At 55.5% G+C, this 25798-nt stretch carries 22 protein-coding genes, 3 tRNA genes and 1 rRNA gene; 10 read left to right on the forward strand and 16 right to left on the reverse strand.

Annotation, left to right across the window (positions count from 1 at the left end):
- Nucleotides 1–153: 153 nt before the first annotated feature.
- The 8 genes from PK28_RS13205 to PK28_RS13235 form a co-directional block, all read right to left on the reverse strand.
- A tRNA-Ala gene (locus PK28_RS13205) sits at nucleotides 154–230 on the reverse strand.
- A gap of 37 nt (nucleotides 231–267) precedes the next feature.
- Nucleotides 268–341 (reverse strand) — tRNA-Ile (locus tag PK28_RS13210).
- Between the two features lie 107 nt (nucleotides 342–448).
- A 16S ribosomal RNA gene (locus PK28_RS13215) occupies nucleotides 449–1961 on the reverse strand.
- Between the two features lie 208 nt (nucleotides 1962–2169).
- Nucleotides 2170–2604, reverse strand: coding sequence for a hypothetical protein (locus PK28_RS20490; RefSeq protein ID WP_156126387.1), 435 nt, complete (start codon nucleotides 2602–2604; stop codon nucleotides 2170–2172).
- A 540-nt stretch (nucleotides 2605–3144) separates the two neighbouring features.
- Complete coding sequence (locus PK28_RS13220; protein ID WP_044514552.1) at nucleotides 3145–4416, reverse strand: adenylosuccinate synthase; 1272 nt, start codon at nucleotides 4414–4416, stop codon at nucleotides 3145–3147.
- A complete protein-coding gene (locus PK28_RS13225) occupies nucleotides 4416–4763 on the reverse strand; it encodes an STAS domain-containing protein (RefSeq protein WP_044514554.1) in 348 nt (115 codons plus the stop codon). The genes PK28_RS13220 and PK28_RS13225 overlap by 1 nt, the downstream gene beginning before the upstream one ends.
- Nucleotides 4760–5233, reverse strand: a complete 474-nt coding sequence (locus tag PK28_RS13230) for a Fur family transcriptional regulator (protein WP_044514557.1) — start codon at nucleotides 5231–5233, stop codon at nucleotides 4760–4762. The genes PK28_RS13225 and PK28_RS13230 overlap by 4 nt, the downstream gene beginning before the upstream one ends.
- A gap of 138 nt (nucleotides 5234–5371) precedes the next feature.
- Nucleotides 5372–7579 carry a RelA/SpoT family protein gene (locus PK28_RS13235; protein WP_044514559.1) on the reverse strand — a complete coding sequence of 736 codons (2208 nt, stop codon included), beginning with the start codon at nucleotides 7577–7579 and terminating at the stop codon, nucleotides 5372–5374.
- A gap of 199 nt (nucleotides 7580–7778) precedes the next feature.
- Between PK28_RS13235 and PK28_RS13240 the strand changes: the two genes are divergently transcribed.
- The 7 genes from PK28_RS13240 (at nucleotide 7779) to PK28_RS13270 (ending at nucleotide 16106) form a co-directional block, all read left to right on the forward strand.
- Nucleotides 7779–7860, forward strand: a tRNA-Leu gene (locus PK28_RS13240).
- 146 nt (nucleotides 7861–8006) lie between these two features.
- Nucleotides 8007–9338, forward strand: coding sequence for a trigger factor (gene tig / locus PK28_RS13245; protein ID WP_044514562.1), 1332 nt, complete (start codon nucleotides 8007–8009; stop codon nucleotides 9336–9338).
- Between the two features lie 109 nt (nucleotides 9339–9447).
- Entirely contained in the window at nucleotides 9448–10158 is a 711-nt protein-coding gene (locus tag PK28_RS13250) for an ATP-dependent Clp protease proteolytic subunit (RefSeq protein WP_262489780.1), read from the forward strand.
- 233 nt (nucleotides 10159–10391) lie between these two features.
- The gene (gene clpX / locus PK28_RS13255) at nucleotides 10392–11615 is read left to right on the forward strand and encodes an ATP-dependent Clp protease ATP-binding subunit ClpX (protein WP_044514563.1); all 1224 of its coding nucleotides are present in this window, start codon (nucleotides 10392–10394) and stop codon (nucleotides 11613–11615) included.
- A 474-nt stretch (nucleotides 11616–12089) separates the two neighbouring features.
- The gene (locus tag PK28_RS20980; protein ID WP_052430562.1) at nucleotides 12090–14465 is read left to right on the forward strand and encodes a SulP family inorganic anion transporter; all 2376 of its coding nucleotides are present in this window, start codon (nucleotides 12090–12092) and stop codon (nucleotides 14463–14465) included.
- A gap of 57 nt (nucleotides 14466–14522) precedes the next feature.
- Nucleotides 14523–15203, forward strand: coding sequence for a response regulator transcription factor (locus PK28_RS13265; RefSeq protein ID WP_044514565.1), 681 nt, complete (start codon nucleotides 14523–14525; stop codon nucleotides 15201–15203).
- A 3-nt stretch (nucleotides 15204–15206) separates the two neighbouring features.
- On the forward strand, nucleotides 15207–16106 hold the full coding sequence (locus PK28_RS13270; protein ID WP_048826028.1) for a sensor histidine kinase: 900 nt from the start codon (nucleotides 15207–15209) through the stop codon (nucleotides 16104–16106).
- 127 nt (nucleotides 16107–16233) lie between these two features.
- Here PK28_RS13270 and PK28_RS20495 read toward each other — a convergent pair whose 3' ends face one another.
- From PK28_RS20495 to PK28_RS13290, 5 genes are all read right to left on the reverse strand, one after another.
- Nucleotides 16234–16626, reverse strand: a complete 393-nt coding sequence (locus PK28_RS20495; protein WP_156126388.1) for a hypothetical protein — start codon at nucleotides 16624–16626, stop codon at nucleotides 16234–16236.
- Between the two features lie 46 nt (nucleotides 16627–16672).
- Complete coding sequence (gene lpxB, locus PK28_RS13275; RefSeq protein ID WP_044514568.1) at nucleotides 16673–17782, reverse strand: lipid-A-disaccharide synthase; 1110 nt, start codon at nucleotides 17780–17782, stop codon at nucleotides 16673–16675.
- 64 nt (nucleotides 17783–17846) lie between these two features.
- The gene (locus tag PK28_RS13280) at nucleotides 17847–18266 is read right to left on the reverse strand and encodes a 6-pyruvoyl trahydropterin synthase family protein (RefSeq protein WP_044514572.1); all 420 of its coding nucleotides are present in this window, start codon (nucleotides 18264–18266) and stop codon (nucleotides 17847–17849) included.
- Nucleotides 18267–18379: 113 nt separating this feature from the next.
- Nucleotides 18380–19390, reverse strand: coding sequence for a FecCD family ABC transporter permease (locus tag PK28_RS13285; RefSeq protein WP_044514575.1), 1011 nt, complete (start codon nucleotides 19388–19390; stop codon nucleotides 18380–18382).
- A gap of 27 nt (nucleotides 19391–19417) precedes the next feature.
- Nucleotides 19418–20335: an ABC transporter substrate-binding protein gene (locus PK28_RS13290; RefSeq protein WP_044514578.1), complete on the reverse strand. Its 918-nt coding sequence runs from the start codon at nucleotides 20333–20335 to the stop codon at nucleotides 19418–19420.
- A 90-nt stretch (nucleotides 20336–20425) separates the two neighbouring features.
- On the opposite strand from PK28_RS13290, the gene rfaD reads away from it, so the two are divergent.
- Entirely contained in the window at nucleotides 20426–21394 is a 969-nt protein-coding gene (rfaD, locus tag PK28_RS13295) for an ADP-glyceromanno-heptose 6-epimerase (protein ID WP_044514581.1), read from the forward strand.
- Between the two features lie 251 nt (nucleotides 21395–21645).
- A complete protein-coding gene (locus tag PK28_RS19160) occupies nucleotides 21646–23010 on the forward strand; it encodes an FAD/NAD(P)-binding protein (protein WP_231576158.1) in 1365 nt (454 codons plus the stop codon).
- Nucleotides 23011–23082: 72 nt separating this feature from the next.
- Here the strand turns inward: PK28_RS19160 and PK28_RS13310 are convergent, their stop codons facing one another.
- The 3 genes from PK28_RS13310 to PK28_RS13320 form a co-directional block, all read right to left on the reverse strand.
- On the reverse strand, nucleotides 23083–23334 hold the full coding sequence (locus PK28_RS13310; RefSeq protein WP_044514589.1) for a hypothetical protein: 252 nt from the start codon (nucleotides 23332–23334) through the stop codon (nucleotides 23083–23085).
- A 154-nt stretch (nucleotides 23335–23488) separates the two neighbouring features.
- Complete coding sequence (locus tag PK28_RS13315; RefSeq protein ID WP_044514591.1) at nucleotides 23489–24496, reverse strand: zinc-binding dehydrogenase; 1008 nt, start codon at nucleotides 24494–24496, stop codon at nucleotides 23489–23491.
- 84 nt (nucleotides 24497–24580) lie between these two features.
- Nucleotides 24581–24994, reverse strand: a complete 414-nt coding sequence (locus PK28_RS13320) for a thiol-disulfide oxidoreductase DCC family protein (protein WP_044514594.1) — start codon at nucleotides 24992–24994, stop codon at nucleotides 24581–24583.
- A 341-nt stretch (nucleotides 24995–25335) separates the two neighbouring features.
- Here PK28_RS13320 and PK28_RS20500 point away from each other — a divergent pair, with 341 nt between their 5' ends.
- Nucleotides 25336–25686 carry a hypothetical protein gene (locus tag PK28_RS20500; protein WP_052430563.1) on the forward strand — a complete coding sequence of 117 codons (351 nt, stop codon included), beginning with the start codon at nucleotides 25336–25338 and terminating at the stop codon, nucleotides 25684–25686.
- The last annotated feature ends 112 nt before the right edge of the window (nucleotides 25687–25798 follow it).

A 25798-nucleotide genomic window follows, 5' to 3' on the forward strand; every position in this document is an offset into this window, starting at 1 on the left:
ATCACTCTTTGTTACTTTTTCTTACTCGTTACACTACGTCAAAGAACGTTTGTTTTCCCTATTGGAAAACAACGTAGTACTGTCCTGTTGCCAGAAACACTACTATATGTTGGTATTCTCACCAAAGCTGATCCGATTGATCATACTTCTTGTTGGTGGAGAATAACGGATTCGAACCGTTGACCCCCTGCGTGCAAGGCAGGTGCTCTAGCCAGCTGAGCTAATCCCCCATTTCCGTGTTCCGTTGGCAATCCCAACTGTGAACAGTGGGCCTGCCTGGACTCGAACCAGGGACCTCTACATTATCAGTGTAGCGCTCTAACCACCTGAGCTACAAGCCCGGGTTTCGATGAGGGCATCGAATCCGTGAATATCTTGAATGAAGGAATGACAAATTTGATAGTCCAAAGGTAACGCGAGCAATAACTCACGAGTCGGACCGCTCCAGAAAGGAGGTGATCCAGCCGCACCTTCCGGTACGGCTACCTTGTTACGACTTAGCCCCAGTTACCTGTTCTACCCTAACTGGCTTCTGTGACGAGCACCAGCTTCAGGTCTACCAGACTTCCATGGCTTGACGGGCGGTGTGTACAAGGCCCGGGAACGTATTCACCGCGTCATTGCTGATACGCGATTACTAGTGATTCCAGCTTCACGAAGTCGAGTTGCAGACTTCGATCCGAACTGAGAACGGTTTTTTGAGATTGGCGTCACATCACTGTGTAGCGACCCTCTGTACCGTCCATTGTAGCACGTGTGTAGCCCTAGGCGTAAGGGCCATGATGACCTGACGTCGTCCCCGCCTTCCTCACTGCTTGCGCAGGCAGTCCATCTAGAGTCCCCGGCATAATCCGCTGGCAACTAAATGTAGGGGTTGCGCTCGTTGCGGGACTTAACCCAACACCTCACGGCACGAGCTGACGACGGCCATGCAGCACCTTGCTTTGTGTCCCGAAGGAAAGGTTCATCTCTGAACCGGTCACGCGCATTCTAGCCTAGGTAAGGTTCCTCGCGTATCATCGAATTAAACCACATGCTCCACCACTTGTGCGGGCCCCCGTCAATTCCTTTGAGTTTCACCCTTGCGGGCGTACTCCCCAGGTGGGATACTTAACGCTTTCGCTAAGTCACTAACTGTATATCGCTAGCAACGAGTATCCATCGTTTACGGCGTGGACTACCAGGGTATCTAATCCTGTTCGCTCCCCACGCTTTCGTGCCTCAGTGTCAGTACCAGCCTAGTCAGCTGCCTACGCAATCGGGGTTCTGGATGGTATCTATGCATTTCACCGCTACACCATCCATTCCGCCAACCTCGTCTGGACTCAAGCCTTGCAGTATCCATGGCAGTTCTCTCGTTAAGCGAGAGGCTTTCACCACGGACTTACAAGGCCACCTACGCACCCTTTAAACCCAATAAATCCGGACAACGCTTGCACCCTCCGTATTACCGCGGCTGCTGGCACGGAGTTAGCCGGTGCTTATTCCTCAGGTACCGTCAGTGTACCACGCATGGTCTTTTTCTTCCCTGAGAAAAGCCGTTTACAACCCAGAAGGCCTTCATCCGGCACGCGGCATGGCTGGGTCAGGCTCTCGCCCATTGCCCAATATTCCCTACTGCTGCCTCCCGTAGGAGTCTGGCCCGTATCTCAGTGCCAGTGTGGGGGATCACCCTCTCAGGTCCCCTAGACATCGTCGCCTTGGTGGGCCGTTACCCCGCCAACTAGCTAATGTCACGCAACCCCATCCTTGACCAATAAATCTTTACCAATTGCCTGATGCCAGGCTGTTGGTTTATGCGGTATTAATCCGCCTTTCGGCGGGCTATCCCCCAGTCAAGGGCAGGTTGGTTACGCGTTACGCACCCGTGCGCCACTAGTGTATTGCTACACCCGTTCGACTTGCATGTATTAGGCCTGCCGCTAGCGTTCATCCTGAGCCAGGATCAAACTCTCCATTGTAAAATTACTTGCTACTCTCTTCGAAAAGAGAGCCATGTCGAGTGCTGATCCGACCCGTATTGACGAGCTATTATTCGTTTGTTACGCTTGGTTGGTTTTAAAGCCGAAGCTCGAAAACCGCTTACCAAATTTGTCAATTCCAATCATTCAAAGAACGTGTGCTCTCGTCGTTTCGAGAACCGTGCGCTAGCCAGGCTAGCCGTGTTTTTCATTTCGTTTCCCGGCTTCCGTTCGAAGCGGGATGCAAAGGTAAGTACCTTTTTTGAAGTGACAAGCGAAAGGCGAAATAATTTTGAAGCTTTCGTTTTCGTCTGCCTGACTTGTTTTCCCCTTCCGTTTGAAGCGGGATGCAAAGGTAAGTAACTTTTCTGCTGCTTTCCAAATCCGGTTTCGAAGTTTTTTTTCGAAGCGGGTTGGGTTTGTTCAGCTCGAAGCGCTTCCGGTTGAAGCGGGTGGCAAAGGTAAGCCGCTTTTTTCGTTTCGCAAGCGAAGTGGAAAATTTCTTTTTTGAACTTTTCCGTGCTGCTGGCTGACTTCCGATGGAAGCGGGTGGCAAAGGTAAGGCTTTCTTTTCTTCGTTTGCAAACCCGAAAACAACTTTTTTTTCGGATCCGGCCCGGCTTCCGGTTGAAGCGGGCTGCAAAGATAGTAGAACCTTTCCCAGATTTCCAACTTCTTTTTCAAAACTTTCTCCAGCCGCCTCGCAGCTCTTGGCCCCGCCGCGTTCCGGTTTGGGAGTGCAAAAGTGCGACTCTTCTCCTTGATTTCCAAACTCCCTTCCGAAGAAATCCGAAGTTAGGTTGGCAGGGCTTGACGGGCTTTCGCTACCGCGCTGAGGCCTAACTGTTTGACGGCCTTCTTTAGTTCACCATCTTTCCAAAAAAACTTTGACCTTTCGCTTATCAACATTGAAAATGCCGCTAACATGGCTCTGAGGTCGATAAACAGACCTTATATAGCATTGCTTAATACAAGAGATTAAGCGGGCAATACTTCGATTTCCGGTTAACCTATCTACTCTAACTAATAGATAAGCACTCTATCTTCATTAAGGTCCTGCCGTTTATAAGAAGGAATTCACCTTATATATAGGGCCGCTTCGCACTCCTTATATATAAGGTGTACATGGAGCTAATGAAAAAGGCGAGTATTGCGCTTTACAATACTCGCCTTTCAGAAGGTCTTAGTTAAGATGCAGGGTGCTTACCCTATCTGGTCCGACGCTGACGATACGGATGGGAACATCTAATTGCTGCTCCAAGAACTGGATATAGGCTTTCAACTCGGCGGGCAGCGCTGCAGGATCGGTGATATCCTGCAGAACGGTACGCCAGCCGGGCATACTTACATATACAGGTGTCATGTATTGTAGTTCACCAAAGTCGGGGAAGCGGTCGGTTTGCTGACCATCGGGGGTTTGGTAATGCGTGCAAACCCGGATTTCGTCGAACTCATCGAGTACGTCCGCCTTCATCAGGTGGATTTCGGTGACGCCGTTTAGCATGATGCTATAGCGTAGGGCGGGCAGATCAATCCAGCCACAGCGGCGCGGCCGGCCGGTGGTAGCGCCAAACTCGCGGCCAGCTTTGCGAATCTCCTCTCCTACTTCATCCAGCAACTCCGTAGGAAATGGGCCGCTACCTACGCGGGTGCAATAGGCTTTGCTGATGCCGTATACCTTATCTATATGGCGCGGGGCAATGCCCAGGCCAGTACAGGCGCCGGCCACAATAGTGCTAGAAGAGGTGACGAAGGGATAAGTGCCGAAATCAATATCCAGCAAAGAGCCTTGGGCGCCTTCAGCCAGGATGTTCTTGCCCTCGCTGAGCAGCTTATTTAGTAGATACTCCGTGTCGGTGAGTTGCAGGGTGCGCAAGAACTCTACGGCAGAGAAGAAATCAGCCTCAAAGGCTTCAATTTCCAGCTCTTTACCGTGGAAAGCGGCCAAGGTAGCGTGGCGGGCTACGGTTTCCTGATAGCGCTCCTGAAAATCAGCCAACAGAATATCGCCTACGCGCAGGCCGGTACGACCAATCTTGTCCTGGTACGTGGGGCCGATGCCTTTGAGGGTGGAGCCAATTTTGCTGCCGCCACGGGCTTCCTCGCTGATGCGGTCTAGGGCGCGGTGCGAGGGCAGAATCAGCTGGGCTTTTTTAGAAACGTAGAGGTTCTGGCTCCAATCAACGCCCCGGTCGGTGAGCTTTTGCAGCTCCTGCCGGAAAACGGCGGGGTCCAGCACTACGCCGTTGCCGACTACATTAAGGATGTGCGGATGAAAAATGCCCGATGGAACCTGATGCAGCACATGCTTAATCCCATCGAAGGTGAGCGTGTGGCCGGCATTTGGGCCGCCCTGGAAGCGGGCCACCACATCATAGGTGGGCGCTAGTACGTCTACAATTTTACCTTTTCCTTCGTCTCCCCACTGTAATCCGACTAGTACGTCAACTGGCATTAGCTTACGGCTTTCAATTGTTCGGCGGCTTCCGCATCGGAGGCTGCAATAGTGAAAATGGCGTTGAGTTTGGTGATGACCAACAGCTTCTGGATGTGCTCGGAAGGGTTAATCAGGACCAACTCGCCGCCTTGATTGCGAAATTTGGTGAGGATGGATACCAGGACTCCAATACCGGTGCTGTTGATAAACCGCACGTTGGACAGGTCTACAGCGCAGAGGATGATGTCGTCGCCGAGGTGGTCATTGATGGTTTGGAGGAGGGGCTGGGTGTCGGGTGAACCGATCAGGTCGCCGCTAAGGCGCACGTAGAGGATGCCGTTCTGGACGGCGGCTTCAGTTTTCATTCAGCTTGAGAACGGGCGGCGGCTTGGGCTCGGCAGTCGCCGCACACACCGTACAGATTTAAAGAGTGATGCAAGATATGGAAGTTGAGTAACTCGCCGACCATGGTTTGGATGCCGTGGATGCGCGGGTCGCAGAACTCAACTACTTTATGGCATTCGGTGCAGATGACGTGGTCGTGCTGGCGGTAGCCGTAGCTTTTTTCATACTGGGCCAGGTTGCGGCCAAACTGATGCTTGCTGACCAGGCCGTGCTCTACCAGCAAATCCAGGGTATTATATACAGTGGCCCGGCTTACCTGCAGGCCCTGGGTTTTCATGCCGGCAAAAAGCTCTTCTACATCGAAGTGGCCGGTGCGGGAGTAGATTTCCTCCAGAATAGCATACCGCTCGGAGGTCTTCCGCAAGCCTTTGTTTTCTAAGTAAGCTGTGAAGATTTTCTTCACTTCTTCAAACTTCTCCCGATCCAGCATGCGCTACCTATATATAAGGAGTAACAAAAGTACGGAGTAAACACGGGATGCGCCCGGCTTCAAACAAGGCAAGCCCAGAGCTACTTCGTCAATTCTTATACTTCTTATACTCATTTAAACTCTGAATACTGTTTTATACTACGAGGCAAAGCGCTCCACCTGCAAAACGCCGTTTACCTTCGCCAGACGCTGCATTAGCTTGTTCAGGTGGTCGGTGTCGTTCACGAAAACCATGATCTGCCCTTCAAACAGACCGTCATCAGAGTCGATGGTGATGGAGCGCATATTCACTTTCAGGGAGTTGGAAATGATTTTGGTAACGTCATTTACCAGTCCTACCCTATCGGAGCCTTTGATGCGAATACCGGCCAGGAAAGCCAACTCCAGCTGGTCCGTCCATTTGGCGCGCACAATGCGGTTGCCGTAGTTCGACATCAGTTCCACGGCTTTGGGGCAGGAAGTGCGGTGAATAACGATGCCTTTTTCGGTTTCAAAGCCGAACACATCATCACCGGGAATGGGGTTGCAGCAGGGCGCGATGGTGTAGTCGAACTTCTCGGTCTGCTCTCCGATAACCAGCAGGTTGGCATTTACGCCCCGGATTTTCTGCACTTCGTGGTCGAAGGCTTTAGGCTCCAGCATGGAAGGCACGCGCGGCAGCTCTACGGCCGGGTCGAAGATGCTTTCCTTGATTTCGCGGCCGTCAATCTGTCCAATGGCCAGGCGGTAGTAGAAATCCTGTAGGTTATAGGTGTTGAAATGCGCCAGCAGCCGGTTCAGGTTGTCCTGCGTGGATTCGATACCGAGCATTTCCAGCCGCTTTTCTACCAGAAAGCGGCCGTCTTCGGATTTGCTGCGCTTGTCGTCGCGGAGGTAATCCTTGATTTTGGAGCGGGCCTTGGAGGTAATGACGTATTTGAGCCATTCCTCAGTAGGGCGCTGCTTCTGGGAAGTCAGGATTTCTACCTGGTCGCCGTTGTGGAGCTGGTAGCTGAGCGGCTGCAGCTTCTGGTTTACTTTGGCACCCAAGCACTGCAAGCCAATGTGCGTGTGAATATCAAAGGCAAAATCCAGCGCCGTGGCTTTATCGGGCAGGATGATAAGCTTGCCTTTGGGCGTAAAGGCGTAAACCTCCTTCACGAAGAGGTTTTGGCGGAACTCGTCCATGAACTCCAGGGCGCTGGAGTTATTGGTTTCGAGCATCTCACGCACCTTATTTATCCAGGCCTCCAAGCTCGACTCGGGCAATATGGAGCCGGTGTCTTTGTATTTCCAGTGGGCGGCGTAGCCTTTCTCGGCAATATCGTCCATGCGGCGCGAGCGGATCTGCACTTCTACCCACTGGCCCGTGCGGGACATAACGGTGGTATGCAGGCTTTCGTAGCCGTTGGCTTTGGGCGTGCTCACCCAGTCGCGGAGGCGGTCGGGGTTGGGCTGGTAAAAATCCGTTACCACGGAGTATACCTGCCAGCAGGCCGCTTTTTCCTGCTCAAAGGGTACATCCAGAATAATTCGAATGGCAAACAGGTCATACACCTCATCGAAGGTGATGTTCTGCTTGCGCATCTTTTTCAGAATGGAATAGATGCTTTTGGGCCGGCCTTTGATTTCGTAGCTGAAGCCCTGGGCTTTCAGCTCGTCGTCAATGGGCATCACAAACTCCTTAATAAAGCGGTTGCGGGCGCTGCGGCTCTGGCGCACCTTCGTCACCAGCTCGTTGTACACCTCCGTATCGGTGTATTTCAGATACAGGTCTTCCAGCTCGCTTTTAATGGCGTACAGGCCCAGGCGGTGGGCCAGCGGCGCGTAGAGGTAAATGGTTTCGGAAGCAATTTTAAGCTGCTTGTGGCGCGGCATCGAGTCGAGCGTCCGCATGTTGTGCAGACGGTCGGCTATTTTGATGAGGATGACGCGCACATCTTCCGAGAGCGTGAGCAGCATCTTGCGGAAGTTTTCAGCCTGCTCGGAGGTGCCATACTCGAAAACGCCCGAAATTTTGGTGAGGCCGTCTACAATGCGGGCCACTTTGCTGCCGAACTCGCGCTCTACGTCGGCAATTTCCCAGGTAGTATCCTCTACCACATCGTGCAGCAGCGCCGCCACAATGCTGGTAGTACCCAGCCCGATTTCCTCTACCACAATCTGCGCTACGGCCAGCGGGTGCAGGATATAAGGCTCCCCGGACTTGCGGCGCATGTCCTTGTGGGCATCCAGGGAAGTATTGAAGGCCTTTTTAATCAGCTTGGCATCGTTGCCGTGCAAATAGGGTTTGGCGGTGCGAAGCAGGCGGCGGTAGGCGCGCAGAATTTCGTTGCGTTCTACCTCGGGGTCTATGTGAGTGGCCATGTATGCGGAGCGGTACCGGGGCACCGCGGAAAGACTAGGAATGCGAAAGTACGAATCCGGAGCCGGGTTTCGGGCGGCAACCGGCTGAAATAGGGCCCTTTGCCGCTATCTGTACATACTACGCACACATTTACCGAAAGCGTTTGAATTTCCGACCAGCTTGCGTAGCTTTGCGGCCCCGAGGCAAACGGCCTCGCACGCGGATGTGGCGAAATTGGTAGACGTGCCAGACTTAGGATCTGGTGCCGCAAGGCGTGTGGGTTCGAGTCCCTCCATCCGCACAAAGTATTTTTCTTCCCTCCTCTCATACCCTCAACCCAACCAGTTGGGGGTTTGTTTTTCAAGGACGTCCTGCATGCGTAGGAACGGACGTCTGACCAGGCTGAAGCTTACGCATTCTTACGTTTACCCTTAACCGACGACCGTTTTGGACATTACCCTTAACAAGAACGACGACCAGCTGAGTGCCATCCTGACAGTAAAACTCACGGAGGCTGACTATGCTCCCGCCGTAGAGAGCCAGCTGAAGGAATACAGCAAAAAAGCGCAGATCAAAGGCTTCCGCCCGGGTAAAGTGCCCGTTGCGCTGGTACGCAAGATGTACGGCAAGAGCATTCTGGCCGATGAGCTGAATAGCATGCTGAGCAAAGCGGTAGACGGCTACATCAAGGAGAACAACATCAAAATTCTGGGCGAGCCCCTGCCCGTAGCTACGAACGTAGATTTCGACTCCCAGAAAGAGTTTGAATTCCCCTTCGAGCTGGGCCTGCTGCCCGATTTCGAGCTGCCCGCCGACCAGGCTATTTCCGTAGACCGCCACAAGGTAGACCTCGACGAGGCCACCCTGCAGGAAACCTACGACCAGATTGGCCGCCAGTTTGGCGAAACCACCAACCCCGAGTCATCCGAAGCCAGCGACTACCTGTTTGGTAAGCTGAAGAAGGCTGATGAGGAAGGTGAAGGCCGCGCCGTGCTGCTGCCCATCAATAAAGTAACCAACGGTGCTGACAAGTTTGTAGGCGTAAAGCCCGGCGACTCTATCACCTTTGATCTGAAAGATGCTTTCGGGGGCGATGCTTCGGCTATTGCCAACTTCTCGGGCATGACCAAGGATGAGGCCAAGGAAGTAAGCGGCGAGTACGTGCTGAACGTGGAGAAAATCACGCGCACGGCCCACGCTGAGCACAACCAGGACCTGTTCGACAAAGTGTTCGGCAAAGACGCGGTGACTTCGAAAGAAGATTTCGACGCGAAAGTGCGCGGCACGGTGCAGGAAAACTACGACCGGGAGTCGGACAATCTGGTGAACCGTCAGATCATCGACAAGCTGATTGATTCGGTTTCTATTGAAGTACCCAAGGAATTCTTCAAGAAGTGGCTGCTGCGTGCCAACGAAGGCAAGCTGACCGCCGAGCAGGTGGAAGAGCACTACAATGACTATGAGCGCGAGCTGAAATGGTCCATGATCCGCAACAAAGTAGTTGAGGAACAGGGCCTGAAGGTTTCAAACGACGAAATCATTGACCGCACCCTGGAGAAAATCATGGGCCAGTTTAACCTGCCCGAGGTAACCGACGAGATGCGCGAGTCGATGCGTGGTTTCGCTGACAACTACCTGCGTCAGGAAAACGGCAAAAACTACGTAAACGAGTACGAAGCCATTCTGGCAGAGAAAGTACTTGAAAACCTCCGCGGCAAAGTTGTTGTTAACGACAAACCGATTTCGGCTGAGGACTTCCGCAATCAGGCAGCGAGCTAATCCCTCACCGCCCGGTTTTCAAACCAACAAAAAAGCCCTTACTTGCCGTATGGGCTTTTTTGTTGCCCGTCGGTTTCGCTTTAACACATCTACTTCCCTCTTTTCTATCATGCTGAATAAACAAGAATTCCGCAAGTTTGCCGTGAAGGGCCAGGGCCTCAGCGGCCTGGGTGTTGACCAATATCTGCAACACGTGGAAGGCCAGGTGCGCGGCGGCCTGATTATGCCTACGGGCATGACCCGCTCCGTAATTGAGGAACGCCCCACGCGCTTTGCTGAAATTGACGTTTTCTCCCGCCTGATCATGGACCGCATCGTGTTCCTGGGTACGGCCGTGGACGACTATATTGCCAACATCATTACGGCCCAGCTGCTGTTTCTGGAGTCCGTGGATGCCAAGAAAGACATCCTGCTGTACATCAACTCGCCCGGTGGCTCGGTATATGCCGGCCTGGGTATTTATGACACCATGCAGTATGTGAACCCCGACGTGGCTACCATCTGCACTGGCTTGGCGGCTTCTATGGGTGCTGTACTGCTGGCCGGCGGTGCCAAAGACAAACGCTCGGCCCTCCCCCATGCCCGCGTCATGATTCACCAGCCCTCAGGTGGTGCGCAGGGCCAGTCGTCGGATATCGAAATTACGGCCCGCGAGATTCTGAAGCTCAAGAAAGAGCTCTACGACATTCTGGCGCAGCACACCGGCAAAACTTACCAGGAAATTCACGACAACTCGGACCGTGACTACTGGATGCGCGCCGACGAAGCCAAGGAGTACGGCCTGATTGACGAAGTGCTGGAGAAGAAGTCGGCTGCGTAAGCTGATTTTCATCACCTGTATGAGAGGCTTTTTCCTCCTGTATCAGACCCAGACTATATAAAAAAAGCCCGCTATTGGCCTGAAAACCAATGGTGGGCTTTTTTTCTTTATAGTAGAAAGGTGCTGAGTCGGCACTTTTTTTCGTGCAGAGGGCGTTTCCGTTTTCGTACCTTTGGGCCTGCTCCCTGAAAAGCGGAGCAAACTATCCCCCTATCCTGAGAGTCCTTCAACCAATGGCAGATATCACGTGCTCCTTCTGCGGTAAGAGCAAAAAAGACGTCTCGGTCATGATTTCCGGCATTAACGCCCACATCTGCGAGCGGTGTGTGGGTCAGGCCCAGCAAATCCTGAACGAGGAGAATAAGATTCGGTCGAACTCGAAAGCGCCGAAGTTCAACCTCGTGAAGCCGCGCGAGATGAAGGAGTACCTGGATCAGTATGTAGTGGGTCAGGACGAAGCCAAAAAGGTAATGTCCGTGGCTGTGTACAACCACTACAAGCGCCTGATGCAGAAACCGCAGAAGGATGATGTGGTGATTGAGAAATCTAACATCATTATGGTGGGTGAAACCGGTACCGGCAAAACCTTCCTCACGCGCATGCTGGCCAACATTCTGCAGGTTCCCTTCTGCATTGCCGATGCCACGGTACTGACCGAGGCCGGCTACGTAGGCGAAGACGTGGAAAGCATTCTGACGCGCCTGCTGCAGGCCGCCGACTATAATGTAGAAGCCGCGGAGCGCGGCATCGTCTACATCGACGAAATCGACAAGATTGCCCGCAAGAGCGACAACCCCAGCATTACGCGCGACGTGAGCGGCGAGGGTGTGCAGCAGGCTATGTTGAAGCTACTGGAAGGCACCACCGTAAACGTGCCCCCGCACGGCGGCCGCAAGCACCCCGAGCAGAAGATGATTACGGTGAACACTGAGAACATTCTGTTCATCTGCGGCGGCGCCTTCGTAGGCATTGAGCGCATTATCAAAAGCCGTCTGAACACGAAGCCCATGGGCTTTGCCAAAACGCAGCTGGAAGAGAAGATTGATACCGACAACTTCCTGCGCTACGTAACGGCCATGGACCTGAAGGCCTTCGGTCTGATTCCGGAGCTGATTGGTCGCCTGCCCGTGCTCACGCACCTCAACCCGCTGGACCACGCCACTCTGCGCAAAATCCTGACGGAGCCCAAGAACTCTATTGTGAAGCAGTACCAGCGCCTCTTTGAGATGGAAGGCGTGGAGCTCACCTTCTCGGAAGAAGCCCTGGAGTATATTGTGGTGAAAGCCGATGAGTACCGCCTGGGTGCCCGCGGCCTGCGCAGCATCTGCGAAAGCATCATGACGGATGCCATGTTCGATATGCCTTCGGAAGAAGGCGTGAAAGAGCTGGTAATTGACGTGGAATATGCCCGCAGCAAGTTTGAAAGTTCACCTTTGAAGCAATTGCGCGCAGCGTAAACTGGTTATAGAATTAAAAAGGAAAGCCCCAGCAGATTATTCTGCCGGGGCTTTCCTTTTTAATGGTCTTTCCTGAAGGGGGTTGCGGACCGTTGTGCAAAAGCAGCCCAAAGCACGTCATGTTTCGCACTACTCTGTATGACGTCCGAAGTTCGATAACAAGCATAAACAGCCCATCCTATGGGCTGTTTATAGCCAGATTAAGCTCTAATCGTTTTCTAATATCTCTTTAACCAAAATCTAATAAGCTTATAATCTGGCTTTAATTCCGGCCATTGGGTTGGGCTCTACCTTTGTAGCAGAAAAATAACCTCATGATTCCGAAGCACCTGCTGCCCGCGGAATTGCCCTAGAAGCCTCTGCTTCGCGCACGGGCGGCGCTACGCCGCTGGTCGGGGCTGCTCTTCCTGCCTGCCGTTTTACCGCTTCGCTGCTTTTGGCAGCGCCGGAATCCTCATGCCATTTTCAAAGCCTATGTCTACTACAACTGAAAAACGCAGCACCTGGGATTTTTCTTACTTCAAAAGTGACCTCCAGGGTGGCCTCGTATCGTTTTTGGTGGCGGTGCCGCTGTGCCTGGGCATAGCACTGGCCTCGGGCGCACCTCTCTTTTCCGGCATTATTGCCGGTATTGTGGGCGGCTTGGTGGTGGGTGCCCTCAGCCGGTCGGCGGTGAGTATATCGGGGCCGGAAGCAGGCCTGATTATGGTGGTGCTGAGCGGGCTGGAGGTACTGGGTTCGTTTGAGGTGTTGCAGCTGGCTATTTGCGTGGCGGGCGTGATGCAGGTAATTCTGGGCCTGTTGCGGGCCGGCATCATCAGCAACTTCTTCCCCTCCTCGGTCATTAAAGGAATGCTGGCGGCTATCGGCATCATTCTCATTTTAAAACAGATTCCGCATATTCTGGGCTACGATGCCGATGCGGTAGAGTCGTTGGCGCTGTTTCCCTGGACGGGCGGCAACATAAGGGCGCTGCTGACGCACGCCATAGAGGAGTTTAACCCCACGGCGCTGGTTATTGCGCTGGCCAGCCTGACGGTATTGCTGGTCTGGGAACGGCCCTTTTTCCGCGCCAATCCGGTGCTGGCCAAAATTCCGGCGGCGCTGGTGGTGATTGTGCTGGGGCTGGGACTGAATGCCCTGGCCTACCTGCTCTACCCCGCCTATGCGCTGACGGGTACGCACCTGGTGCAGCTACCCATTCCGCACAGCATGGCCGAGTTTGCGGGCCTGTTTACCCTGCCCGATTTTTCCCAGCTCACCAACCCCAAGGTGTATACCACCGCCTTTGCCATTGCGCTGGTGGCCAGTCTGGAGGCCCTGCTGGCCATAGAGGCCACCGACGAACTGGACCCGCTGAAACGCAAAACCCCCACCAACCGCGAGTTGAAGGCCCAGGGCGCCGGCAACCTGGTCAGTGGGCTGCTGGGTGGGCTGCCCCTCACCTCGGTTATTGTGCGCAGCTCTGTGAGCATTAACGCCGGCGGGCGCACGAAGCTGGCCGCCCTGATGCACGGCAGCTTTCTGCTGCTGAGCGTGGTGCTGTTCCCGCGCCTTCTGAACATGATTCCGTGGGCCGCGCTGGCCGCTATTCTGCTGGTAACGGGCTATAAGCTGGCCCGCGTGAGCATCTTCCGCCAGCATATCCAGGCTGGCATTATGGAATTCCTGCCCTTCATTGTCACTATCGTGGCCATTCTGCTGACGGATCTGCTGATCGGTATTGGCGTGGGCGCAGCGGCAGGTATGTTCTTCATCCTGCGCGAAACCTATAAGAACGCCCACTTTTTCCACAGCTACTCGGTGCAGGGGCAGGATCATCTGCGCATCAGTCTGGGCGAGCATGTGTCATTTCTGAATAAGGCTAGCATTATGACGGTCCTCAAGGATATTCCGGCCGATACCACGGTGGAAATTGACGGCACCAATTCCGCCTTCATCGACCGGGACGTGCTGAGCGCCATCGAGAATTTCCGCGAAACCGCCCGGCAGCGCAATATTCAGCTGGTGTTTCTGCGTAAGGGCGAGGAATACGCCCAGAATCTAGCCAAGCAGCCCCACGTAACCAGCAAGGAGGCCGACTTTGAGGCTTACTACAAGCTCTTTCAGAACAACCGCAACTGGGTGGCCGAAAAGCTGCGGCGCAACCCGCGCTTCTTCGAAACGGCGGCCCAGCAAATTCCCAAGTTCCTGTTCATTGGCTGCTCCGACAACCACGTTTCCGTGAGTGAGATGACGGGCACGGCCCCGGGCGAGGTATTTGTGCACCGCAACGTGGCCAACCTGGTGGTTAGCACCGATCTGAACCTGATGTCGGTGCTGCAGTACGCGGTGGAAGTGCTGCAGATTCAGCACATTATTGTGTGCGGGCACTACGGCTGCCGGGGCGTGCAGGCGGCCATGCAAAGCGTGGACGCGGGCGTGGTCAGTAACTGGCTGACCAGCGTGCGCGACGTGATGCACCGCCACCAGCACGAGCTGGGCGAGCTGGAAACCGAGGAAGAGCGCTACCGCCGCCTGGTTGAACTAAACGTCATTGAGCAAGTTTACAATCTGCACCAAACTGTTACCGTGCAGAATGCTTACCAGAAATCGGCCCCCTTGCACCTGCATGGCTGGGTGTACGACATCCACGGCGGCATTATCCGCGACCTGGAGGTAGACGTGCGCCGCGACTTTGCCGAGTACGATGCCATTTTCCGCTACCAGGTGGCCCCGGAAGGGCTGCGCCGCCTGCCCGGGGAGCTGTACCAGGCCCCTTCTATCTACTCCATGAGCGCCGGGCAAGGCCGCACGCCCATCATTGCCATTCCCCCCTTCGACTACGATAATCCGCTGGGGGTGCCGTAACCCCTCGTCCCCCTGCTCGCTACAGAAACCAAAGCCCGAAAATCAACCCAAGCTGTGATGAAAATATTGATTGTAGAGGATGAGCTGAAAGTTGCCACTTTTCTGAAAAGCGGACTGGAAGACTACGGGCTGGCAGCGGCCGTAGCCCTGGATGCCACCTCGGCCCAGCGCCTGCTGGCCGCCACCGAGTACACCGCCGTAGTGCTGGACGTAAACCTGCCCGAGATGAGCGGGCTGGAGCTATGCCGCGTTATTCGCCAGCGCTACCCCAAGTTGCCGGTGCTCATGCTCACGGCCATGAGCTCTACCGACGATAAGCTGCTGGGCTTTGATGCCGGGGCCGATGACTACCTGGTCAAGCCCTATGAGTTTAACGAGCTGCTGGCCCGACTGCGGGCGCTGCACCGCCGATATGCCGTAACCACGGAAGAAAACGTGCTGAAAGTGGCCGATCTGGAGCTGAATGGCCAAAGCAAGCTAATGAAGCGCGGCGACAAGCGCATTGACCTGACCATGCGGGAGTTGGCGCTTCTGGAATATTTCATGCACAACCAGGGCCGCGCCCTCAGCCGCCTGGAAATCGTGGATAAGGTCTGGGATTTGTCGTTTGACACGGGCACCAACGTGGTGGACGTGTACGTGAACTACCTGCGCAAAAAGATTGACAAGGATTTCACCCCCAAGCTGATTCATACGCTTAACGGCATCGGCTACATTCTGGAGGAGCGCGAGGCCTAGCGTATGGTGTGGTATCTGCTCCTGGGTTTTGTGATGGGCGCGGCCCTGTTTGGCGGTGCGGTTTGGTGGCAGCGCCGCCTTAGACGGAGCGTCCTCGCCCACCTCACCCGGCAAGTGGAGACCCTGGACCTGGACGATTATCAGCAGCGCCTTGTAACCCCGGCCGCTGCCGCCGATACCGCGCCGCTCGTGCGGCAGCTTAACCAGCTACTGGCCCGGCGGCAGGCGGCTTTTGAGGACCAGCGCCGGTTTGTGGTGCAGGCGGCGCACAAGCTGCGCACCCCGCTCACCAGCATCAGGGGGCAGCTGGAGGTAACGCTGATTAAGCCGCGCAGCGTAGCACACCACGAAGAAACCTGCCGCTCGGTGCTGCAGGATATAGCCCGCCTCAACCTGCTTTCCGCCGATTTACTGACGCTGGCCCACCTGCGTGCCGCCCACCTCACGCCGCACCCCGTGGCCCTTGACGACGTGCTCTACCAGGCCAGCGCCCGGCTGAAAGCCCGCCGCCCCGGCTATGAGGTTCATTTTGAGTTCGACCCTCAGCTGGCGGAGCTATCCGGTCCGCTCACCGTTCCCGGTGATGCGGAGCTGCTGGAACAATTGTGTCTGCACCTGCTGGAAAATGGCTGCAAGTTCTCGCCCCACAACCAGGTGCGCGCCACCCTGGGCCTTGATGCACACCATGCCATTCTGCGGTTTGTGGATGATGGCCCTAGTGTGGTGCCCGCCGAGCTGCCGCGCATTTTTGAGCCCTTCTTCATGGGAGCTAATGCACACCTTTATTGCGGCCACGGTCTGGGTTTGGCGCTGGTGCAGCGCGTGGTGCAGCTGCACCGGGGTATTATAGAAGTAATGTCGGAGCCGGGCTCGGCTTTTGTTGTGCGGTTGCCGCTGCAGTAGCGGCAAGATCTTTATAGATATTACAGCATAATTACAGTCAGCGTAAATAAAAAGACCCGACAGATAAATCTGTCGGGTCTTTTTATTTATGTTAAGAATAGAGTGAATAAAAGCTCTTAAATTATTATCAATACGCTCTCTTCAACCTATAAGCTCCATTCCACTCGGTTTTATCAAATCTGTTATCATCTGAATTTACATATAACAGATTAACATTAGTATTTTTTTCGCCTAAATCTATATAACCAGCGTAACCGTATTGCCCAGCAGGCACCTTTATTTCAGCACCATTTAGTCGCTTTATTGTAGGATCGGGTATTTTAAACAAAACACTGTCATTATATTTTTCTCTGAGGAGCAGAGACAGGGGGTCGTGTACATTATAAAATTGACGACGCTTAATTTTTAATACCCAATCATTATCAATTTTACAGATCACAGCTTCATCATAATTATTTCTAGACCATAAGCAGTTAAAAAGCAATGCATTAAAAGCGAAGAAAATAAATAATAATTTCATAGATACACTCCTGATATTATAAAAACAAGCACATTATTTCTCAGTCCTAATTCTGCAGGTATCCCACCATCAACTCCGCTGCTTTCTTAGCGGAGTTATTGCGGCCCAGTTTCTCGCGCAGTTCCGCATAATCTGCTTTCTGCCTGGCGATAAATACTTCATCGGCCGTTATCTTTTTCAACTCCTGCACCAGTTTGCGGGAGTTGAATTCGCCTTGAATCAGCTCTTTTACTACTTCCTTTTCAGCAATAAGATTGACTAAGGAAATGTAAGGCACCTTAATTACGGCCTTGCTGATGACGTAAGACACGGCGCTGGTGCGGTAGCACACTACCTGTGGCACGTCAAACAGCGCGGTTTCCAGGGTGGCGGTACCGCTGGTGACCATAGCCGCTTTGGCGTGGCTGAGGATATCGTAGGTCTGGTTGAAGAGGATGCGGACGTTGTTGCGCTCGAAGTTGGCGTAGTAGTTGGCATCAAGGTTATCAACGCCGGCTACAAGGAATTGATAGTCCATGAACGGCGGAATAATGGCCGTCATCTCAAAGAGCATTTCCTCGATTTCCTGCTTGCGCGAGCCGGGCAATACCGCAATAATGGGCCGGTTGGGGTCCAGGTTATTGCGCTGATAAAAATCGGGGGAAGGCTGGTGGTCGGCTACTACATCGGCAGTAGGGTTGCCTATATAATCTACCTTATACTCGAAGCGCTTGTAGAATTCCTGCTCAAAGGGCAGAATGACAAACATCCGGTCAACGAGCTGCTTGATTTTGTGGCCACGGCTCTGGTTCCAGGCCCATATTTTGGGCGAAATGTAGTAGAACACTTTCAGGCCGGCGGCTTTGGCAAATTTGGCCACCCGCATATTGAAGCCGCCATAGTCTACCAGAATCACGACATCCGGCTTGTAAGCCAGTAAATCCCGCTCGCACTCCTTCAGATAGCCGCGAAATTTCAGGAGGCTGGTAGCCGCTTCCAGGAAGCCCATAATGGCCATTTCCTGGTAGTGGTGCACCAACTCCGCGCCCTGGGCCGCCATCATGTCGCCGCCCCAGGCCCGGAACTCAGCCTGCGGGTCTTGCTGCTTCAGCTCACGCATGAGGTTGGCGGCGTGCATGTCACCGGAACGCTCCCCGGCTATCAGGTAATACTTCATTGGTTGCTTCTGAATGATGAATTCGGAGGTTGAACAAAGCCTGTGGGCTTACTCAACTTCAGAACTAAGCTTCGCCGTAATACTCCACAAAGTTGCGGGGCGTCTCGTAGAGTTTGATGCAGTGCAGTTGGGCATCGGTGATAGTGGGGAGCTGGCGCTGAAGAATTTCCCAGAACGCCAGTACCAGATTTTCCGTGCTGGCCAGCTTGCCGGCCATGAAGGGCACGTCCAGGTTCAGGTTTTTGTGGTCTACCTGGGCAATAATATGCTCCCGAATCAGCTGACTGAGCTGCTTGAGGTCAACCACAAAGCCGGTTTCGGGGCTGGGCTTGCCTTTCACCGTTACAATAAGGTCGAAGTTATGACCGTGCCAATTGGTATTGGCGCAGGGCCCGAAAACCTCCCGGTTCCGCTCTTCGCTCCAGTTAGGGTTGTATAGTTTATGGGCCGCGTTGAAGTGTTCCTGCCGGCTAACGTAAATCATTCTGTGGGGTATTGAGTGGTAGAACTCAGGCCCTGCAAGCAGGCATTAGCGGCCAGCCAAAACAGGTAGTGCGGTAAGAAATGCGCAACACCAATACATGCTGCTTATAACCCCTACACCCTGAATCCTTCTTTTTTTCGCAGCAAATATACGAAGAACGGTACGCCAAACAGGGCTGTGACAATGCCTACCGGTAAGCCGGCCGGTGGGTAGAGTACGCGGGCCAGCAGGTCGCAGGCCAGCAGAAAGTTGCCGCCCAGCACCGCGCACACCCACAGGTTGGCCCGGCCCGTAACCCCCAGCAGCCAGCGCGTGATGTGCGGAATCATGAGCCCTACAAACCCAATAGGCCCGCATAAGGCTACTACACAGCCCGTAAGCCCGGAGGCCGCAATAACCAGCAGCCAGCGCGTGCGGCCTACGTGCATACCCAGGGCCTGGGCCCGCTCCTCCCCCAGCAATAAAATGGAGAGGTCTTTCTGCAGGAACAGAAACAGCCCTAGCACCACGGCCAGCGCCACGGCCGGATAGGGCAATAGCTCCCAGCCGGCCCGCTCAAAGCTGCCCATGGCCCAGAAGGCCACCGAGCGCAGCTTTTCCTGGGTATCAGATAGAAAGGTGAGTAACCCGCCGATGGCGGTAGTCAGGGAGCCGATAGCCACGCCACCCAGCAGCAACTGGGCTGGTCGCAATTGGCCCTGCTGCATCCCCAGCACCACTACTATCAGCGTAGTACCCAGGGCGCCGGCCAGGGCGGCCAGCGGCGGCAGGTAGAACCCACCCAGGAATACACTGGGCAGAAAAGAAAAACACAGAATAGCGCCTAAGGCTCCGCCGGAGGCCGTGCCTAGTAAATAAGGATCAGCCAGGGCGTTGTTTACCATAGCCTGCATGAGGTAGCCACTCACAGCCAGGCCCGCACCGGCCAACACCGCCAGTAGCAGGCGGGGAAGGCGCAGCTCTACCAGTACCAGCTGGGCGGGGTCAGCGGGGTTGTAGTGCAGCAGGGCGCGGCGCACCAGGGCATAATCTACTGAGTAGCTGCCCACACGCAAACCCAGCGCCAGCAGCACGACCAGCAGCACCAAACCCAGCACTAGCCACAAAGCGGCACGTTGATTCATAGCGTGAAGTAACACCAGCGGGCGGAATTACCGGGCAGCCGGCTGCTGCAATAATTGCTGCAGCTCCTGAATAGACTCAACCACGCGGGGACTGGGGCGCTCCATCAGGTTGCCAGTCACGGCAAACACGCGGCGGTTTTGGTAGGCTTTGATGCGGCGCAGCTCGGGGTAGTTCTTGAAAAAGGTGCTGTCCAGCTGCCCAAAGCGGCCACCCAGCAGCACATCCGGGTTTAGTTGCAGAATATACTCGCGGGTAAGGGCCGGGTAGGGTTGCGGGAAAGACTCAACTACAGAATTTTGCCCGCCGGCCAGCCTCATTTTATCGGTGAACAGGGTATTCTGACCATACACATAAATAGGGTCCTGCCAGGTAATGGCCAGCACGCGGGGGCGCGGCCCGGCCGGTGCCGTAGTAGCTATGGCTCGCAGCGCGGTGCGGAGCGAATCGGTGAGGTGGCGGGCTTGCGGCTCGCGGTGTAGAATGCGGCCCAGGTCCTGCAGGCCTTTAAATATATCCTCTACCGTGTTGTAGCGCTGATAATACACCGGAATGCCCAGCTTTTCGAGGCGGGCAGCATCATCCTGCGAGGTAATGCCTTCCATAGTAAAGACTACATCGGGCTGCAGCGCTACCAGGCGTTCCAGGTCCAGCGGGTAGCTGTTGACGATGGGCTTGCGCAGAGCGGCCTGCGGGAAGTCGCAGGCCTGGGTGCGGGCTATAATGGTAGCGGTGTCGGCTACGGCGTACAGCATTTCCGTCATGGACGGGGCCAGCGCCAGAATGCGGCGCGGCCGGGCCGGCACGGTGAGGCGGCGGCCCAGGTCGTCGGTCAGCTGCTGGGGCCGGGCGGCATTTTCGGTAGCGGCGGGCTGTTTATCAGGCTGGCAGGCGAGCAAACCAAGCAAAGGCAGCGCCCGAAACACGCGTAGAAATAACTGAGGCATGGGCAAAGGTAGCGTGCCAAGTCAAGTACTCGTCGGCTGAGGAAAAGCAGACGCCGGATAATGCCTACTTTTAGGCAAAATTTCAGCCCTATGATAGTTGTGACCGGAGCGGCCGGCTTTATTGCCAGCTGCCTTGTAACCCGCCTCAATGCCGCCAACTTCAACGACATTGTGGTGGTGGATAATTTCTCAGTGGAGCGCAAGCTGGCCAACCTCAAAGGCAAGCACCTGCGCGAGTATGTAGACCGCAACGAGTTTTTTGAATGGCTCGATAAAAACCACGAGCAAGTGGAGTTCATCTTCCACCTCGGCGCCCGCACCGATACCACCGAGCAGGACCGTGCCGTGCTGGACCTGCTCAACCTGAACTACTCCAAGCAGATGTGGCAGGCCTGTGTGCGCTATCAGCTACCGCTGGTATACGCCTCCTCAGCTGCTACCTACGGCTCGGGCACGCTGGGTTACTCAGACCAGGATGATGCCCTGCTGCCGCTGTACCGCCCCCTGAACCCCTACGGCGAGTCGAAAAACGACTTCGACAACTGGGCCGTGGAGCAGGAAGAAAAGCCGTTTTTCTGGGCGGGCCTGAAGTTTTTTAACGTGTACGGCCCCAACGAATACCACAAGGGCCGCATGGCATCCGTCATTCTGCACGCGTTTGAGCAGATCCGGCGCACAGGCTCCATGGAGCTGTTCCGCTCCCACAACCCCGACTATACCGACGGCGGCCAGATGCGCGACTTCGTGTATGTGAAGGACGTGGTGGAAGTATGCTATTTCCTGCTGCACCACCGCCAGCATTCCGGCATCTACAACCTGGGCACCGGCGAGGCGCGCACATTCCTGGACCTAGCCCTGAACACGTTTGCCGCCCTGGATATGACGGCCGACATCCAGTTCAAAGACACGCCGGAAGACATTCGTGATAAGTACCAGTACTTCACGGAGGCCGATATGCGCAAGCTGCGCAGCATAGGCTATGACCGGCCCTTCACCCGCCTGGAAGATGGTATTCAGGACTACGTGCGCAACTACCTAGCCACGGGCGCCTATTATTAAGCGGGCAGTGCCCATCTAAGGGTTAACTCGTCTACATCCCTGTTTTCTTTCCGAACTGCCCAGCTGTGCGCAACGCCAAGCTGGGCAGTTCGTTTTAGGGCAGACGATGTAATGGCTTAGGTCCACACTTCGCTTATCTGTTTTTATTCCCCGATTTTTTAGTAAGAATTTTTTATTCCATTTTATCGTCCCAAACTCTCCCACCTCTCTTTTTTGACCCCACCTCAGTGCAACGGAAGACCATAACAATTTTGGGCGGGGGATTTTCGGGCTCGATGCTGGCCGTGCAGCTGGCCCATTTACCGGGCGGGCCATTTGCCTGTGATATTCATTTAGTAGAGCCCCGACCGGCACTTGGGCCGGGCCTGGCTTATACGGCCCGCCGGCCGGAGTATCTCTTGAACGTGCGCAGTGCCTTTCTCAGCGCCTTTCCCGATCAGCCAGGGCACTTTTTCGATTGGCTACAAAGCACCAACGCACCCGCCTGTGCGCAGGACTTCTGCTCCCGCCAAACCTATGGGCGCTACATCCAGGAACAGATTGCCAGCGTAGTAAGCCAGCCTGCGGCCAATGGCATGCGGGTTATGGCCCACAACACCACCGCCACCGCCGCCGCCCTGGCCCCCGATGGGTACTCGGCCGTGGTGGAGCTGGCGGATGGCACGCGCTTGTCCAGCCATTATGTGGTGCTGGCGCTAGGTAATTTCCCGCCCCTGCCCCCTACCCGCCCGGCCGAGGGCTACAGCGCCCATCCCGGTTTTCATGGCAACCCCTGGACGCAGGGCGCCTTGCGCACTATTGGTCTGGACGATTCCGTGCTGCTGATTGGCTCCGGCCTGACTGCCGTAGATGTATTGCTGGGCCTGCGTGCCGATGGGCACCGCGCCCCCCTTACCGTGGTATCGGGGCATGGGCGCTGGCCTACCACGCACGGCCCCCTGGCTGCTGCGTATCCCAGCTTCTACGCCGCCGAGCTGCAGGAATTAACTACCGTGGGCGAAGTAATAGCCGCGGTGCGCCGGCACGTGCAGGCAGCGGCCGCCCAGGGCATAGACTGGCGCCCGGTGATTGACTCGCTCCGGCCCGATCTGGGCCGGATATGGGCAAACTGGCCCCTGCCGGAGCAGGCCCGCTTCCTCCGCCATGTATCGTCTCTGTGGACCACTATCCGCCACCGGAGCCCGCCCCAGAACGCCGCCATCATAGAAAGCATGATGGCTGCCGGCCAGGTCCAGATGCACCGGGGCCGGGTGTGCCACCTGGAAGCCCAGGGCGCGGAGCTGGCGGTGCACGTGCGGCAGAAAAGCAACACCACCATCCTTACGGCGCAACACGTGGTTTCCTGCACCGGGCCGCTGCTGGACTATACCCGCATTCAGGACCCCTTGGTGCAAAGCCTGCGGACAGCTGGCCAGCTGGTGCCCGATGTGCTGCGCCTGGGGATGGAAACCGATGCGCACGGGGCCCTGCGCAATGTGGCCGGAACCGTTTCTCCGGTGTTTTTCACGCTGGGACCCAGCCGCCGGCCCGCCTATTTTGAATCGACAGCCGTGCCGGAGTTGCGGCAACAGGCCGTAGCGCTGGCGCAATTGCTGGGCGAGCGAGTGGTGGGGTAAAGGCGGCGTACATGCAAAACGCCACCGCTGAAACAGGCTCAGCAGTGGCGTTTGATATGGGAAGATACGCGCCTAGGCGGCCATATCGTCTTCGGAGTAGAACGGCACCATAGGCAACACCGGCGTAGCGGCCGGCTCTTCCTGGGTATTGCGGCGCAGGGCCCGCATCAGCAGGTAGCGGTACTGCTCGGCATCGGCCAGGGCAGCTTCCACGGCCCGCAAGGCATCATCGTAGGTCACAACCGGAGCCGATTCTGCTTCCTCCCCCGTTGGATACGTAAGGTAGAAAACCGGCGCATTGAGGTAATCAGCAGGTGCTTTCATAGAAGGAAGAAGAGTGTTAATTATCGTACGCTTTATAACAGAAAGCACCCTTGTTTCATTCCTTTTTGGTGTGTTTTTCGACATAGCTGATTCCATTGTAATTTATTGATTTTTAATAAATTACAATGGAATCAGCTATTAATTTTTGTTTGTTTTATGGGTTGGTAATCTGAAGTACAATCTTGCCGAATTGCTGTCCATTATCCATGTGACGCAGGGCGGTTTCGCCCTCAGACAGCGGCAGCACTTCATCTACCACCGGCTTCAGCTGGTGCTCGGTTACCAGAGCCAACAGCTCGGCAAAATCCTGCTCGGTGCCCATGGTAGAACCCAGGATGGAGAGCTGCTTCCAGAAGATTTTGGCCGGTGCCAGTTGGGGTATAGTGCCCAGCGTACCGCCGTAAAACACAATGCGGCCACCCGCAGCAGCTACATCCACCAGCTGGGCAAAGGCGGGCCCGGTGGCACTATCCACAATGACATCGAAGGGGCCGCCGGCTTCTTTAGCTAATGCCATGGCCCAACCCTCGGTTTTGTAGTTGATGCCGCCCTGGACACCTAAAGCAACGGCCCGGGCTATTTTCTCCTCGGAGCCGGAGGTTACCCACACCTGCGCACCGCGGGCCACGGCCATTTGCATGGCCAGCAGGGCCACGCCACCACCAATGCCCGTTACCAATACCCGCTCATGAGGCTGCAGACCGGCCCGGGTGAAGACGGCCCGGTAGGCCGTGACGCCAGCCAGGGGCAGGGCCGCCGCCTGGGCAAAGCTCAGGTGGGGCGGTATGGGATGTACATATTGGGCCGGCATCCGCAGGTATTCGGCAAAAGTACCCTGTTCGGGCAAGCCCAAAATAGCAAAGGCCTTGCCCTGAGCCCGGGGGTTTTCGCCCCAGTTATGCCCGGGGTTGATGAGCACCTTCTGGCCCAGCCAGTCCGACGAAACGCCCTCCCCTACGGCCGAAACCAGACCGGCCCCATCGGAGCCCAGAATGCAGGGAAACCGGAGGCCGGCATATTGGCCCTTCTGAATCCAGACGTCGCGGTGGTTGAGGGCGGCGGCGTGCAGCTGCACAAGCATCTCGCCGGGCCCGGCTGCGGGAGTAGGAACATCACGGAGCTGCAGGGGCTGGTCGATGCCGTCGAGAACTAGGGCTTGCATGCGGGAGGGTATGGGGTGGGAAATAAAACGCGCCGTTGAATACGGGTGCTGGCAGGGCAAATAACAAAAAATGTAAACGGCAGGCTAGCCGGCAAGGAAACGGGCGCGCAGTTCCGGGGTGGGCAGCCAGCAGGCATCCTGTTTGCCAAACCACTGGTAGCGGTGGCGGGCAACCCAGCGGTACACGGCATCGCGCAGGGCCTTCGGCAGCCAGATGGCGGCGTAGCTCCAGCGCCAGGGCCAGGTAAGCTGCCGGGCAATGCGCAAAGCCGCCGTGGAATGGGTATACAGCTGCCCATTCTCCAGCAGCAACACCGAGTCCGGCTCGCCGGCCGGTACGGCGTGGCCCTGGGCTGCTAACATTGCCTGGCCCTCTGGCGACTGCAGAGATGCGAACCGGAAATGGCCGGTGGGGTCGTGCTGAATCACAAACTGCACAAACCCATTGCACAGGTTGCAGACGCCATCAAACAATACAAGAGCCGGGGAAACTGACATGCTGCAAACGAGGAAATATTTTGTTAAGTCTATGTCTTGGCTGATGCATACGTTTCGGCCTGAAATAAAGCCAAAGGTTCTTTTAGGCTGCCTTGGCAAGCCTTCTGCTACTATACTATCCTGACAAGTAAAAATCTGTTTCGTTAAAAATACGGAGGCGCTGGCAGACTTATTCCCAATAATCAGTATTTATTCAAGAATAAAAGTGAATCATCCGGCTCAACGGTACGTATAACTGGGCTACTTTATTCCCTACTATTAGTATACAACTGGTTGGACGCTTGCCCACTACCAGTCGGCGCTCAGTGCAAGTTTTTCTCTTCACTAACCGAATCCTTTTTATGAAAAAGCCTTTTGCCTCCGTGGCTATGCTGGCAGCCGTACTCGCGCTGTCCACCGGCCTGTCCTTAAGCTCGTGCAACCGAAACATGTCGACGGACACGGGCACTTCTCCCTCCACCGGCACTGATATGAGTACCACGTCCGGCACTTCTACCTCCGGCAGTACCACCGGTACCACTACGGGTATGGAGGGCACCACTACATCCGGTACCACTACCGGCACCACCACAGGAACTACCTCGGGCACTACCTCGGGTTCCACTACGGGTATGACAACCACCGGCTCTACTACTGGCTCTACCACCAGCAGTACTACCTCGGGCACCACCAGTGGCTCTACCACCCGCTAGCGCACGTTGAATAGCCTAGCCGCCCTTATATCATAGTTAGCTCGGCAGCTTATCGGAATGCAGGACATTCTGGTGGGCTGCCGCGTTGCGTTTTTTCTCCCCTCCCGCCTTT

Source organism: Hymenobacter sp. DG25B, from assembly GCF_000801315.1.
In the GTDB taxonomy this organism is placed as follows: Bacteria; Bacteroidota; Bacteroidia; order Cytophagales; family Hymenobacteraceae; genus Hymenobacter.